Consider the following 12894-nt stretch of genomic DNA (forward strand, 5'->3'; position numbering starts at 1 on the left):
CTCCTAGTCGTATCAGACACGTTCGATGGCGAGGGCCGCGCCTTGGCCCACGCCGATGCAGAGGGTGGCCAGGGCGCGCTTGCCGCCTGTGGCTTCCAGCTGGCGCAGGGCCGTCAGGGCCAGGCGCGTACCCGAAGCGCCGAGCGGGTGGCCCAGGGCGATGGCGCCGCCGTTGGGGTTCACGTGCGCGCCGTCGTCGGGCAGGCCAAGCTCCCGCAGCACCGCCAGGCCCTGGGCGGCGAAGGCCTCGTTCAGCTCGACGACGTCGAAGTCGCCGATCGCAAGACCCGTGCGGGCCAGCAGGCGCTGGGTGGCGGGGACGGGGCCGATGCCCATGACGCGCGGGGCGACGCCGGCGGTGGCGTAGCCCAGCACGCGGGCGCGCGGGGTCAGGCCGTGGCGCTTCACCGCTTCTTCCGAGGCCAGGATGATGGCGGCCGAGCCGTCATTGACGCCCGAGGCGTTGCCGGCGGTGACCGTGCCGTCCGGACGGACCACGGGCTTCAGCTTTGCCAGCGTCTCCAGTGTGGTCTCGCGCGGGTGCTCGTCGCGGTCGACGATGGTCGGACCGGCCTTGCCGGGGATCTCGACGGGCGTGATCTCGCCGTCGAAGAAGCCGGCCTTGATGGCGGCGGCGGCGCGCTGCTGGCTGCGCAGGGCGAAGGCGTCCTGGTCGGCGCGGGTCACGCCGTAGTCGGCGGCGACGTTCTCGGCCGTCTCGGGCATGGAGTCGACGCCGTAAGCCTTCTGCATGGCCGGATTGACGAAGCGCCAGCCGATCGTGGTGTCCTCGATCTTGGCGGCGCGCGAGAAGGCGCTGTCGGCCTTGCCCATCACGAAGGGCGCGCGGCTCATGCTCTCGACGCCGCCGGCGATGACGAGGTCAGCTTGCCCCGAGAGGATGGCGCGGGCGGCCGTGCCGACCGCTTCCAGGCCCGAGGCGCACAGGCGGTTGACGGTGACGCCCGGCACGGTTTCCGGCAGGCCCGCCAGCAGCACGGCCATGCGGGCGACGTTGCGGTTGTCTTCGCCGGCCTGGTTGGCGCAGCCGTAGATCACCTCGTCCACCGCGGCCCAGTCGAGGCCGGGATTGCGGGCGATCAGGGCCTTCAGCGGGATGGCCGCTAGGTCGTCGGCCCGCACCTTCGACAGCGAGCCGCCGTAGCGGCCGAACGGGGTGCGGATGGCGTCGCAGATGTAGGCGGTCGTCATTGGAAGGCTCCGGGGTCGAAGGCGGCCTTGGTCTTGGCCTTGACCTCATCCAAACGAACGTTTGGAGCCAGTTCAACCAGCTTCAGGCTCTTCTGGCCGTCGGCGCCGCGCTCGAGCGTGAAGACGCAGAGGTCGGTGATGACCATGTCGACGCAGCCCGCGCCGGTCAGGGGCAGGGCGCAGCGCTCCAGCACCTTGCTCTCGCCGGCCTTGTTGGCGTGGTCCATGACGACGATGACGCGCTTGACGCCGGCCACCAGGTCCATGGCCCCGCCCATGCCCTTCACCATCTTGCCCGGGATCGTCCAGTTGGCGATGTCGCCGTTCTGGGCCACTTCCATGGCGCCCAGGACCGTGAGGTCCACATGGCCGCCGCGGATCATGGCGAAGCTCTGGGCGCTGTCGAAGAAGCTGGAGGTCGGCAGCTGAGTGATGGTCTGCTTGCCGGCGTTGATCAGGTCGGGATCGACCTCGTCCGGATAGGGGAACGGACCCATGCCGAGCATGCCGTTCTCGCTCTGCAGGGTGACGTGGACGCCCTCGGGAATGTGGTTGGCGACCAGGGTCGGGATGCCGATGCCCAGGTTCACGTAGAAGCCGTCCTGCAGCTCCGCGGCCGCGCGGGCGGCCATTTCATCGCGGGTCCAGGCCATCAGGCGTTCTCCTCGGCTTGGTCTTCCCGGGGACGGGTCGTGAGCTTCTCGATGCGCTTCTCGTTGATGGTCGAGAGCACGATGCGGTCGACATAGATGCCGGGGGTGTGGATGCCGTCGGCCTCCAGGGCGCCGGCCTCGACGATTTCCTCGACCTCGACGACGGTGACCTTGCCGGCCGTGGCCATCACCGGGTTGAAGTTGCGGGCGGTCTTGCGGAAGACGAGGTTGCCTTCCGGGTCGGCCTTCCAGGCCTTCACGATCGACAGGTCGGCGCGCAGCCAGCGCTCGCGCACGTAAAGCTCGCCCTCGAACTCCTCGACCGGCTTGCCCTCGGCCACGACGGTGCCGACGCCGGTCTTGGTGTAGAAGGCCGGGATGCCGGCGCCGCCGGCGCGGATGCGCTCGGCCAGGGTGCCCTGCGGGTTCAGCTCCAGCTCCAGCTGGCCTGACAGGTAGAGCTGCTCGAAAAGCTTGTTCTCGCCGACATAGGACGAGACCATCTTCTTGATCTGGCCGTTGTTCAGCAGCATCCACAGGCCGAAACCGTCGGCGCCGCAGTTGTTGCTGATCACGGTCAGGCCCTTCACGCCGGTATCCTTCAAGGCCGGGATCAGGGTCTCGGGATTGCCCGACAGGCCAAAGCCGCCGGACATCAGCGTCATGCCGTCGAAGGTCACGCCCTCCAGGGCGGCCGCGGCGCTGTCGTAGATCTTGCTCTTCATGCTGACTCCAAGGCGACTTTTGGCGCGTAGCGGGCGCCAAAACCGCTGACACTTTTGGCTGCTACGCTCCCCTAGATCAGAGGGAGACCGACATAGTTCTCGGCCAGCGTCACCTGGGCGGCGCGCGAGCCCTTGATGTAGGCGAGTTCTGCGACCTGCATCTTGCGGTCGAAGCCGTCGCGGTCGGGGAAGCGGTGGGTCAGGCTGGTGAACCACCAGGAGAACCGCTCGGCCTTCCAGACGCGGGCCAGGGCCCGAGCCGAATAACCGTCGATCCCGGCCTTGGAGCCCTCGTTGAAGTACTCTGTCAGAGCCTCGGACAGCATGACCACGTCGGAGGCGGCGAGATTCATGCCCTTGGCCCCGGTGGGCGGCACGATGTGGGCGGCGTCGCCGGCCAGGAACAGGCGGCCGTGGCGCATCGGCTCGGCGACGAAGCTGCGCAGGGGGGCGATCGACTTCTCGAACGAGGGGGCGCGGACGATGCGCGAGGCCGCGTCGGGACCCAGGCGGATCGAGACCTCGTCCCAGAACCGCTCGTCCGACCAGTCCTCGATCCGGTCGTCCAGCGAGCACTGCACGTAGTAGCGGCTGCGGGTGGGCGAACGCATCGAGGCCAGGGCGAAGCCGCGCTCGTGGTTGGAATAGATCAGCTCGTGGTCGCAGGGCGGGGCCTCGGTGAGAATGCCCAGCCAGCCGAACGGATAGACCCGCTCGAAGGTCTTCAGCACGCCCTCCGGGATCGCCGCCCGGCTGACCCCGTGATAGCCGTCGCAGCCGGCGATGAAGTCGCAGTCGAGGCGCTGCTCAACCCCGTCCTTGCGCCAGGTGACGTAGGGCTTGTCGCCCTCGATGTCGTGCGGCTGGACCTGGTCGGCGTCGAAGACGATCTGGACGCCGCGCTCTTCGGCGGCGTCGAACAGGTCCTTCATGACCTCCTGCTGGCCGTAGACCATCACGGTCGAGCCGCCGGTCAGTTCGGCCATGTCGATGCGGAAGACCTCGCCGTCGCTGGCCAGGTTCGTGCCGCCATGGACCAGGCCTTCGCGGCGCATGCGGGCGCCAAGGCCCAGGCGCTCCATCAGGTCGACGGTGATCTGTTCGAGAACGCCGGCGCGCACGCGGCCTTCGACGTAATGGCGGTCCTTGCGCTCGACGATGACGGCGTCGACGCCGGCCTGCTTCAGCAGGTGGCCGAGGAAAAGGCCCGCGGGGCCCGCGCCGATGATGGCGACCTGAGTGCGCATGGGGTCCTTAGTCTCGCTCCCTGGGGCGCCTCACGGCGTCTTGTGTGGGAGGAGCCTAGCTCTCCGGTCTAGGATTGGGATGGACAGAGCGCGCCAAAACTTGGACATTTCGCACAGGCGTTCGCATCGCGCACAAATTCTGGATCTCCCGAGCCCGACGATGGAAAAGACTGTCGTTCCTAGCTTTTTCCTGTTCGGCGAGCCGCCCCAGGCCGCCGAGGGCAAGTTCATCCATCTGGAGGCCTTGGACGATCGCACGCGGCCCAACGACTGGAACATCCGCGCCCACGCCCATGGCGACCTCAACCACGTCTTCCACCTGACCACCGGCGGCGGGACGATGATGGCCGAGGACCGGCGGATCGCCTTTGTCGCTCCGTGCCTGCTGGTGGTGCCGTCGGGCGTGGTGCACGGCTTCGCCTACGACGTGGGGACGGCCGGCTCGGTGCTGACCATCGCCGACAGCTATCTGCGCGACCTTTCCATGCGCGAGCCGGCCTTCGCGGGGCTGTTCCGGGCGCCGGCGGCGCTGGCCCTGGCCAAGGACTCTCGGGTCGAGGGGGCGCTGGAGGGGCTGGCGCGCGAGCTGGTCTGGGCCGCGCCGGGCCATGCGGCGGCGGTGGAGGCGCATCTGCTGACGGTGCTGGTCGAAGCGCTGCGCCTCAGCGTCTCGGCGCGGGCCGGGGAGGGGCCGGCGGCGATCGGCGGCCATGCGGCTCTGGTGGCGCGGTTCCGCGAACTGGTCGAGGCCCGCTATCGCGAGCACCTGTCGCTGGAAGCCTATGCCGACCTGCTGGGCGTCACCGCCAGCCGCCTGCGGACGGCCTGCGCCAAGGCCGCGGGCGGGGCGCCGCTGAAGTTGGTGCAGGACCGCATCCTGCTGGAGGCCAAGCGGGCGCTGCTCTATTCCAACATGACGGTGGCCGAAGCGGCCTATCACCTGGGCTTCGACGACCCGGCCTATTTCTCGCGCTTCTTCGCCAAGGCGGTGGGCGCGTCGCCCAGGGCGTTCCGCGAGGGCGCGCGGGTCGAGGCGGTGTAGAGGGCAGTGCGTGGTCCTCGTCCTTCGACAGGCTCAGGATGAGGACCATTGATGCGGCGGTTCAGTAGAAAACCTCACCCTGAGCTTGTCGAAGGGCGTGGTTTTCGCTGGGCGCGGCAGCCAAGGGCGCCATGGCGGCTCTATCGCACCACCGATTGACGTCAGTTTCGAATTAGGACTATGTCGATCGCGCGCCGCGTCCTGGCGTGGGGAGAGCCTTGTCCGTGACCAGCTACAGCGAACTGATCGGGGCCTTGCGCATCGACGGCGAGGCGGTGGTCGCCAGCGTCGGCGACGACTGGAAGCAGGGGCGCACCACCTATGGCGGGCTGTCGGCGGCTCTGTGCCTGGAGGCGGCCTCGCGCCGGCTGCCGGAGGCGCCGCCGCTGCGCTCGGCCCAGTTCGCGTTCGTGGGACCGGCGGCCGGCGAGCTCGGCGCCAGGGTCGAGGTGCTGCGGCAGGGCAAGTCGGCGCTGTTCGCCAATGTCGATCTGCACGGCGAAGGCGGCCTGGCCACGCGCGGCCTGCTGACCTTCGGCGCGCAGCGGACTTCCAAGCTCGATCACCTGGACCTGCCGGCCCCCGATGCGCCAGCGCCCGAGACGCTCGAACTCTTCATTCCGGAGGGCGCGGGTCCGGCCTTCGCCCGCCAGTTCGAGTTCCGCTACGTGGCCGGCGGCCGGCCCCTCGGCGGCGGTCCGCCGGACTTTCTGGTCTGGATCCGCCACCGCGATCCGGCCGCGCGGTCGCTGGCGGCGATGGTCGCCCTGGCCGACGCCCTGCCGCCGCCGGCCCTGTCGGTGTTCGACCAGTTCGCGCCGATCTCGACCATGACCTGGTCGATGGATGTGCTGGGCGAGGTTCCCGACGACGACGGCTGGCGGCTGATGTCCAGCCGCGCGGAAACCATCGCGGAAGGCTATTCGGCCCAGGCCATGACCCTGTGGAGCCGGGACGGCCAGCCGCTGATCGCGGCGCGCCAGACGGTGGCGGTGTTCCTCTAGGGCGGTGTTGGAGCGCCCTTCGAGGGTTTTAGCCGTGAACTCCAGCCCACGGCGGCCATTGCCTCGCGTCATCGACTGCGGCTAAGGAGAACGCCCGTTCGCGAACGCGCGCCGTTCGCCGACGTCGAGGCGCCGGCTTAGCTCAGCGGTAGAGCAGCGGTTTTGTAAACCGAAGGTCGGGGGTTCAATCCCCTCAGCCGGCACCAGCCTCCGAAAATCCCTCTCAGGCCTCGGGCTCGTAGTGAACGAAGCCGGCCGGATCGAGGGACTCGAGCACGCCGCGCACGGTCAGGCCCTCGGAATGATGGCGCTCGAAATCCTCGACCTCGTAGACCTGGCCGGTGAAGACGCCCAAGTGGGGCAGGCCGGCGCCGGTGCGCAGGATCATGTCGCCCTGTCGGAAGACGCGTTCGGTCATGGCAAATCCTCCCGTTCCTTATCCTGAGATTGCAGGCGAGCGGGCTCTCGACCAAGACACGATGATGTCAGCTTCCCGAGCGGAACCTCTTTCGGCGTTCAGAAAGCCAGCGTCAGGCGCAGTCGCGCGCCGCCCAGGGCGTTCGGATCGCCGGGCTCGGGCGGCAGCAGGGCCAGGCTTCCGCCATGGGCCTGGATGATCTGGCGCGCCAGGCTTAGGCCGACGCCCGAGCCGGTCGCCTTGGTGGTGTAGAACGGCAGGAACACCTGGTCGGCCTGGTCGGACGCGATGCCGGGGCCCGAGTCCTCGACGGTGATGTGCAGGGCTTCACCCACGCGTTCGGCCGACAGGCGCACGCGCGGGGCGGGGCGCTCCAGCGCGGCCTGGGCGGCGTTGTTGAGCAGGTTGCCGACCGCCAGCCACATCTGGTCCTCGTCGAGACGGACCTCCAGCTCCGGCGGAGCCGCGCGCTCCAGCAAGACGCCCTTGTCGCGCCACTGGGCCTCGAAGCTCTCGCAGGCGACGTCGAACCAGGCGGGCAGGTCGGCCAGGGCGCGCACCGGCGGCGGCAGGCGGGTCATTGTGCGGTAGGCGTTGATGAAGTCCTGCAGGCCGGCGGTGCGGGCCACCACCCGCTCCAGGGCCTTGATCGCCGTGGCGGTCGCGTCGTCGCCGCCATCGCGCAGGAGGTCGAGGGCGCTGCGGCTCATCGAGGCGACGGGGGTCAGGGCGTTCATCAGCTCGTGGTTCAGCACCCGCAGCAGGTCGCGCAGGGCGGCGGCCTCGGCGGCGCGGACGTCGGCCGAGATGTCGGTCAGCACCACCAGGTCGGCGGCCTGGCCGTTCTCGATCAGCTCGGCGCGGCTGACGGCGTAGGCGGCGTCGCGCCAGCGGACGGGGGTGACGAGGTCGGCCAGCGGCTGGCCGTCGGTCAGGGCGCGGCGGGCGGCCGAGGGCAGGGCGTAGGGCGTGTCGAACAGCCGGCGGGCGGCGCGATTGACGGCGATGACCTGGTCGTCCTGGGCGCGCAGCAGGATCGGCGACGGCGTCTGGTCGAGCAGCATCTGCAGCCGGCGGCGGCTGAGATCGGCGGCGAAGGCCTCGCCGGGCAGCGCGGCGCGGGCGGCCAGAGGGCGTCCCGACAGCAGACGCTGGGAAAGGGCCGTCGCCAGGCCGGCGGCGACCAGCACGCAGAGCAGGGCGTTGGCGTAGAGCCCGTGGGTGAAGGCCAGCCAGGCCAGGGCGCCGACCGCGAACAGCGCGGCCTGGACCGCTAGCAGCAGGGCGAGCGGCTTAAAGCCCATGCTTTTCCATCCGCCGGTAGAGCGCCGCCCGGGTGATGCCCAGGTCCTTGGCCGCCTGGGAGACGTTGAAGCCGTGGCGGGTAAGGGCGGCCTGGACGAGGGTGCGCTCGGAGCGCTCCAGGTTGAGGTCCTTGGGCGGCAGGCCGGCCGGGACGCGGCGCGGGGCCTCCAGCGCCGCCTGGATCGAGCCGAGGAAGCGGTCGTTGTTCCACGGCTTGACCACGAAGTCCTGGGCCCCCAGGCGCATGGCCTGGATGGCGATGGCCATGCCCGAATGGCCGGTGACCACCACGACGGGCAGTTCGGGGGTCGCGGCCAGGGCGGTTTCGAGGAAGGCCAGGCCCGCCTCGCCGGAGGTGTCGCCACGCCGGAAGTTGAGGTCGAGCAGCAGCAGATCGATCCCGCCCTGGGCCAGGCGCTCGTGCGCGGCGGCCGGCGTCTCCAGGCCCACGAAGGCGAAACCACCCCGCTCCAGCACCAGGCTGGCGGAGGTCAGGATATCGGGATCGTCGTCGAGAAAGAGGACGGTGGGCCGGGCGTCGGACATGTTCGGAAACGTACACTCTCAAGCGGCGGTTGAGGTGGAGAATCTGCCGAAATTCCGTAGAAATCAAATAAAATCAGTTATTTATGTCTATTGAGTCGATGCTGTTAGCCTAGCAGCATGACCAGGACCGTCCTGCTTTCCTCGACCCATGACGACGCCGGCGCTGGCGGCATGGACCGCCGCGTCGAGCGGCCATGGCACGCGAAACGCGCTTATCGTCTGGGCGCGGCCGCCGCGGCAGTGGTCCTGGTCGGCGTCGCGGCCTGGACGCTGTCGCCGAGGGCGGGGTCGGTGAATGTCGACGCCGGCCTGCTGACCATCGGCGCGGTGACCCGCGCGCCCTATCTCGACTACGCCCCGGTGCGGGCCGAGGCGGCGCCGGCTGAGACCACCCTGGTGGCGGCCGAGGCCTCGGGGCGGGTCGAGAGCGTCGGCGCGGCCGACGGCGACCGAGTCAGCGCCGGCCAGGTGCTGGCGCGGCTCAGCAACGCCCAGCTCAGCCTCGACGCGGCCGCCCGCGAGGCCGACATCTCGGCGCGGATCAGCGACAACGCCAGCCGGGTGATGTCGCTGAAGTCGGCCGAGGAGAGCCGCGAACAGGCGCTGGCCGACACCGCCTACGCCCTCAACAAGGCCCAGCAGGAGCTGGAGAAGCGTCAGGTGCTGCTGTCGCGCGACCTGCTCAGCGAGGCGGCGGTCAAGCCCTATGCCGACGAGGTCGTCTACCAGCGCCAGCGGCTGGCGGCGCTGAAGGCCGGCCAGGTCTCGGACAAGGCGTTCTACGTGTCTCAGCGGACCCAGGCCGCGCGTACGGCCGAAGACCTGCGGCGCAATCTGGTCGAGGTGGGGGCGGGGCGCTCGGCCCTGGTGGTGCGCGCGCCGATGAGCGGCCGGCTGACGGCCTTCGACCTCAAGCCCGGCCAGGCCGTGACCCTGGGCCAGAGCCTGGGCCAGGTGGACGTCGAGGACGCCTACAAGCTGCGGGCCCAGGTCGACGAGTTCTACCTGCAACGCCTGGCGGTCGGGCAGAACGCCGAGGCGACCGTCCACGGCCGCACGGTGCAGGCCCGCGTGGCCAAGGTGTTTCCCCAGGTGACGGCGGGGCGGGTGACGGTGGAGCTGGCCTTCGCCGGCGCCCAGCCCGCCGGCCTCAAGCGCGGCGAGGCCATCGACCTGCGCCTGTCGCTGGGCCAGCCGGCGAGCGCGGTGATCGCCCCCTCGGGCGCCTGGCTGAGCGACACCGGCGGAGCCTGGGCCTTCGTCCTGTCGCCCGACGGCAAGCGCGCCGAGCAGCGGGCGGTGACCATCGGCCGGCGCAATCCCGAACAGGTCGAGGTGGTGAGCGGTCTTGCGCCCGGCGAGCGGATCGTCACCGCCGGCGCCCAGGACCTGCAGAAAGCCAAGACCCTGCGACTTCGAGCGAGAGACTGACCATGATCGAACTGAAATCCCTCTCGCGCCGCTATCGGTCCGACGAGATCGAGACCACGGCCCTGAACGACGTGTCGCTGACCATCCGCCAGGGCGAGTTCGTGGCCATCATGGGCCCGTCCGGCTGCGGCAAGTCCACGCTGCTCAACATCCTGGGCACGATCGATCGGCCGACCGAGGGCCGCTACCTGTTCGACGGCGAGGACCTGACCGCCAGCAGCGAGGGGGCCCTGGCCCAGCATCGCGCCCAGCGGCTGGGCTTCATCTTCCAGAGCTTCAACCTGGTCGATGATTTGACCATCGCCGAGAACATCGAGCTTGGCCTGCTCTATCGCAAGGGCCGCCAGGGCTCGCGCCGGGCGCTGGTCGAGGCGGCGATGGACCGGGTGGGCGTGGGGCACCGTGCGCGGCATTTCCCGCACCAGCTGTCGGGCGGCCAGCAGCAGCGGGCGGCGATCGCCCGCGCCATCGTCGGCGAGCCCAGCCTGATCCTGGCCGACGAGCCGACCGGCAACCTCGACACCGAGAACGGGGCCCAGGTGATGGAGATCCTCAAGGGCCTGAACGCTGCCGGGGCGACCATCGTCATGGTCACCCACTCGCCCAGCCACGCCGACCAGGCCGGGCGGCGCATCGACATCCTGGACGGGCGGCTGGTGGCCTCCGTCGCCCAGGCGATCTGAGGAGGCGGGGCGTGCTGCGTTCGATCCTGGTCGCCTTCTGGCGCTCGTTCACCCGGCGGCCGCTCTATGCGGCGCTGAACCTGCTGGGCCTCAGCCTGGGCGTGGCGACGTTCCTGACGCTGAGCCTGCTCTATCGCTTCGAGACCGGCTACGAGAGCTGGACGCCCGAGCGCGGCCGCATCTACGCGGGCGGCGTGGCCTACAACATCCCCGGCTTCACCCACGCCACCCGGGTGGGGGCGATGGGCGGGCTGCTGGAGGAGATGAAGGCCGACTATCCCGACATCAGGGGCGTGCGCGACTGGCCCCAGCTGGTGACCGTGCACAGGGGCGCGGCGGCCACGGCTGAGCAGATGGAGCTGGTCGATCCCGAGTTCCTGGACTTCTTCCAGGTTCCGCTGCTGGCCGGCGATGCGCGCACGGCGCTGGCCGATCCCGGCCGGGTGGTGATCTCCGAGGACCTGGCGCGCAAGTATTTCGGCACGGCCGACGCCGTCGGGCGAACGCTGGAGGTCACCGAAGCCGAGGGGCGGGCGAACTACACCGTCAGCGCGGTGTCCAAGGCCCTGCCCAAGAACAGCGAGCTGAAGCTCGACATGCTGCGCCTGCTGACGCCGACCAGGACGGCCAAGGAGGAGAGCTGGCATCACTGGGGCTCGATCCAGCTCCAGACCTACTACAAGTTCGACCGGCCCGAGCAGGCGCGCGCCCTGGAGGCGCAGCTGCCGGCCTTCGTCGACCGGCGGGTCGGCAAAACCTTCGGCGACGTCGTTCCGCACGAGATGCTGAGCCTGAAGTTCGTGCCCCTGCGCGACGTGCACCTGCTGGACGCCAAGCAGCGGGCGGCGGTCGACACCCTGGGCGTAGTCGGGATCGTGGCCCTGGCGCTGGCCCTGATCAACTATGTGAACCTGGCGACCGCGCGGGCGGGCCTGCGGGCCCGGGAAGTGGCCGTGCGCAAGACGCTGGGCGCGGGTCCGGGAGCGCTGCGGACCCAGTTCCTGGGCGAGGCGGCGGTGACCATCGCCCTGGCGTTCCTGATCGGCCTGGCTGTGGTCGAGCTTGCCCTGCCTTTGATCAACGCGGCCGGCGGCCTGTCGCTGGACCTCGACTATCGGCAGGACGGCGTCTGGGTGGCGGGCGTGTTCGGCGTGGTGCTGGCGGCGGGCCTGCTGGCGGCGGTCTATCCGGCCTTCATGCTGGCGGCGTTCAAGCCGGCCCAGGTGCTGGCCTCGAGCCGCGCGCCCAGCGGCGGCCGGTTCGGCGCGCGGCTGCGCGAGGGGCTGGTGGTCTGCCAGTTCGCCGCGGTGGTCGCCGCCTTCGTGCTGATGCTGGGCTTCCTGGGCCAGATCCGCCACATGCAGGACGCCGATTTCGGCTATCGCCGCGACGGGCTCTACCTGGTCACGGCCACGCGCGGGGTCGGGGTCACGCCCGAGCAGCGCAACGCCTTCTGGGAGGCGGTCAAGCGGATCCCGGGCGTGACCTCGGTGACCGCCAGCAGCAACGCCCCGGCCGACGACAGCTTCAACAGCAACTCGACGGCCACGCGCCTCGATCGGGCCGCGCGCCCCGGTCTTTCGCCCACCCTGAACCTGTCGTCGATCGGTCCGGACTATTTCCAGGCGCTGGGCGCCAGGCTGATCGTCGGGCGGCTGCTGGACCAGCAGCACGGCGGCGACGAACAATACGATCCCAAGGCCACGCCCGATACCGTGACCAACGTGGTGATCAGCCGCGCGACCGTGAAGCTGATGGAATACGCCTCGCCGGAACAGGCGCTGGACAAGCTGATGGACTTCAGCGGCCGCAAGGTGCGCATCGTCGGCGTGGTCGAGGACATGCGCTTCTACAGCCCGATGGAGAAGGTGCCGGCCAAGATCTACTTCTTCAGCGGCTATCCGGCCTACTGGCCGCCGGACTGGCCGATCACCATGGTCCGTTATTCGGGCATGGACGACGCGGCCATGCGATCGCGCCTTGAGGCCGCCTGGCGGCAGGCCGCGCCCAGCGCGCCGTTCGAGGGACGCACAGCCCTGGCCAATCTCGATCGCTACTACAAGCCCCAGCGCGACCGCTCCAACCTGTTCAGCCTGGGTGCGGCGACGGGGGCGGGGATCGGCTGCATCGGCCTTTACGGCCTGGCGGCGTTCAACACCTCGCGGCGGGCGCGGGAGGTGGGCCTGCGCAAGGTGCTGGGCGCGTCGAGCCCGCAGGTGGCGCGGCTGCTGATCGGCCAGTTCCTGCGGCCCATCCTCATCGCCTGCCTGATCGCCTGGCCGTTGGCCTGGTGGGCGTTGCGGCGCTGGCTGTCGCAGTTCGACGACCCGGTAGGCATGGGGCCGGGGATCTTCCTGGCCGGCGCGGCGGCGGCGCTGGCGGTGGGCCTTGCGACCGTCGGCGGACTGGGCTGGGCGGCGGCCGTGACCTCGCCCGGCAAGGCGCTGCGCACCGAGTGAGCGGGGCGCACGGTCAGGTGGAGGGTGCGGCGGCGCTCTCCTCCAGGCTTCGTTGTCCTTGATCCAAAAGGCTTTTCGTCGGGGAGGGCGCCTGTGTCGCGGGCAGTTGACTGGCCGGTCCCGGACTTGCAGAGCTAGGCGTTGACGAGGCGCGCACCGACAGGAAAGA

Annotated in this window: 12 protein-coding genes and 1 tRNA gene; 6 read left to right on the plus strand and 7 right to left on the minus strand. The window is 70.0% G+C overall.

Annotated features, from left to right (window positions below):
- Positions 1–12: 12 nt before the first annotated feature.
- From pcaF to pobA, 4 genes are all read right to left on the minus strand, one after another.
- Complete coding sequence (gene pcaF, locus AC07N1_RS07265) at positions 13–1212, minus strand: 3-oxoadipyl-CoA thiolase (protein ID WP_494671182.1); 1200 nt, start codon at positions 1210–1212, stop codon at positions 13–15.
- Positions 1209–1865, minus strand: coding sequence for a CoA transferase subunit B (locus tag AC07N1_RS07270; protein WP_110120646.1), 657 nt, complete (start codon positions 1863–1865; stop codon positions 1209–1211). The genes pcaF and AC07N1_RS07270 overlap by 4 nt, the downstream gene beginning before the upstream one ends.
- On the minus strand, positions 1865–2590 hold the full coding sequence (locus AC07N1_RS07275) for a CoA transferase subunit A (protein WP_494671183.1): 726 nt from the start codon (positions 2588–2590) through the stop codon (positions 1865–1867). Before AC07N1_RS07275 ends, AC07N1_RS07270 begins: the two co-directional genes overlap by 1 nt.
- Before the next feature lie 71 nt (positions 2591–2661).
- Positions 2662–3837 carry a 4-hydroxybenzoate 3-monooxygenase gene (gene pobA, locus AC07N1_RS07280; RefSeq protein ID WP_494671184.1) on the minus strand — a complete coding sequence of 392 codons (1176 nt, stop codon included), beginning with the start codon at positions 3835–3837 and terminating at the stop codon, positions 2662–2664.
- 160 nt (positions 3838–3997) lie between these two features.
- Here pobA and AC07N1_RS07285 point away from each other — a divergent pair, with 160 nt between their 5' ends.
- The 3 genes from AC07N1_RS07285 to AC07N1_RS07295 all read left to right on the plus strand — a co-directional run bounded on the left by AC07N1_RS07285 (position 3998) and on the right by AC07N1_RS07295 (position 6089).
- Positions 3998–4879 carry a helix-turn-helix domain-containing protein gene (locus tag AC07N1_RS07285; RefSeq protein ID WP_494671185.1) on the plus strand — a complete coding sequence of 294 codons (882 nt, stop codon included), beginning with the start codon at positions 3998–4000 and terminating at the stop codon, positions 4877–4879.
- 224 nt (positions 4880–5103) lie between these two features.
- Positions 5104–5883 (plus strand): acyl-CoA thioesterase, encoded by a 780-nt coding sequence (locus AC07N1_RS07290; RefSeq protein WP_494671186.1) that lies wholly within the window; start codon positions 5104–5106, stop codon positions 5881–5883.
- Between the two features lie 131 nt (positions 5884–6014).
- A tRNA-Thr gene (locus tag AC07N1_RS07295) sits at positions 6015–6089 on the plus strand.
- A gap of 17 nt (positions 6090–6106) precedes the next feature.
- On the opposite strand, the gene AC07N1_RS07300 is transcribed toward AC07N1_RS07295, so the two are convergent.
- From AC07N1_RS07300 to AC07N1_RS07310, 3 genes are all read right to left on the minus strand, one after another.
- The gene (locus AC07N1_RS07300) at positions 6107–6301 is read right to left on the minus strand and encodes a hypothetical protein (protein ID WP_110120652.1); all 195 of its coding nucleotides are present in this window, start codon (positions 6299–6301) and stop codon (positions 6107–6109) included.
- Positions 6302–6399: 98 nt separating this feature from the next.
- Entirely contained in the window at positions 6400–7605 is a 1206-nt protein-coding gene (locus tag AC07N1_RS07305) for a sensor histidine kinase (protein WP_494671187.1), read from the minus strand.
- Positions 7595–8152, minus strand: coding sequence for a response regulator (locus AC07N1_RS07310; protein WP_494671188.1), 558 nt, complete (start codon positions 8150–8152; stop codon positions 7595–7597). The genes AC07N1_RS07305 and AC07N1_RS07310 overlap by 11 nt, the downstream gene beginning before the upstream one ends.
- A 117-nt stretch (positions 8153–8269) precedes the next feature.
- Here AC07N1_RS07310 and AC07N1_RS07315 point away from each other — a divergent pair, with 117 nt between their 5' ends.
- From AC07N1_RS07315 to AC07N1_RS07325, 3 genes are read left to right on the plus strand one after another with little or no spacing between them, the layout of a single operon-like run.
- The gene (locus tag AC07N1_RS07315; RefSeq protein ID WP_494671189.1) at positions 8270–9583 is read left to right on the plus strand and encodes an efflux RND transporter periplasmic adaptor subunit; all 1314 of its coding nucleotides are present in this window, start codon (positions 8270–8272) and stop codon (positions 9581–9583) included.
- A 2-nt stretch (positions 9584–9585) separates the two neighbouring features.
- Positions 9586–10266 carry an ABC transporter ATP-binding protein gene (locus AC07N1_RS07320; protein ID WP_494671190.1) on the plus strand — a complete coding sequence of 227 codons (681 nt, stop codon included), beginning with the start codon at positions 9586–9588 and terminating at the stop codon, positions 10264–10266.
- Between the two features lie 11 nt (positions 10267–10277).
- Positions 10278–12725, plus strand: a complete 2448-nt coding sequence (locus AC07N1_RS07325) for an ABC transporter permease (RefSeq protein ID WP_494671191.1) — start codon at positions 10278–10280, stop codon at positions 12723–12725.
- The last annotated feature ends 169 nt before the right edge of the window (positions 12726–12894 follow it).

The sequence above is a fragment of the Caulobacter sp. GW821-FHT09B11 genome (assembly GCF_059418205.1).

Excerpts from the sequence above, each read along its gene's own strand:
- pcaF (WP_494671182.1), bottom strand. The coding sequence starts at position 1,212 with ATGACGACCGCCTACATCTGCGACGCCATCCGCACCCCGTTCGGCCGC.
- AC07N1_RS07270 (WP_110120646.1), bottom strand. The coding sequence starts at position 1,865 with ATGGCCTGGACCCGCGATGAAATGGCCGCCCGCGCGGCCGCGGAGCTG.
- AC07N1_RS07275 (WP_494671183.1), bottom strand. The coding sequence starts at position 2,590 with ATGAAGAGCAAGATCTACGACAGCGCCGCGGCCGCCCTGGAGGGCGTG.
- pobA (WP_494671184.1), bottom strand. The coding sequence starts at position 3,837 with ATGCGCACTCAGGTCGCCATCATCGGCGCGGGCCCCGCGGGCCTTTTC.
- AC07N1_RS07285 (WP_494671185.1), top strand. The coding sequence starts at position 3,998 with ATGGAAAAGACTGTCGTTCCTAGCTTTTTCCTGTTCGGCGAGCCGCCC.
- AC07N1_RS07300 (WP_110120652.1), bottom strand. The coding sequence starts at position 6,301 with ATGACCGAACGCGTCTTCCGACAGGGCGACATGATCCTGCGCACCGGC.
- AC07N1_RS07305 (WP_494671187.1), bottom strand. The coding sequence starts at position 7,605 with ATGGGCTTTAAGCCGCTCGCCCTGCTGCTAGCGGTCCAGGCCGCGCTG.
- AC07N1_RS07310 (WP_494671188.1), bottom strand. The coding sequence starts at position 8,152 with ATGTCCGACGCCCGGCCCACCGTCCTCTTTCTCGACGACGATCCCGAT.
- AC07N1_RS07315 (WP_494671189.1), top strand. The coding sequence starts at position 8,270 with ATGACCAGGACCGTCCTGCTTTCCTCGACCCATGACGACGCCGGCGCT.
- AC07N1_RS07320 (WP_494671190.1), top strand. The coding sequence starts at position 9,586 with ATGATCGAACTGAAATCCCTCTCGCGCCGCTATCGGTCCGACGAGATC.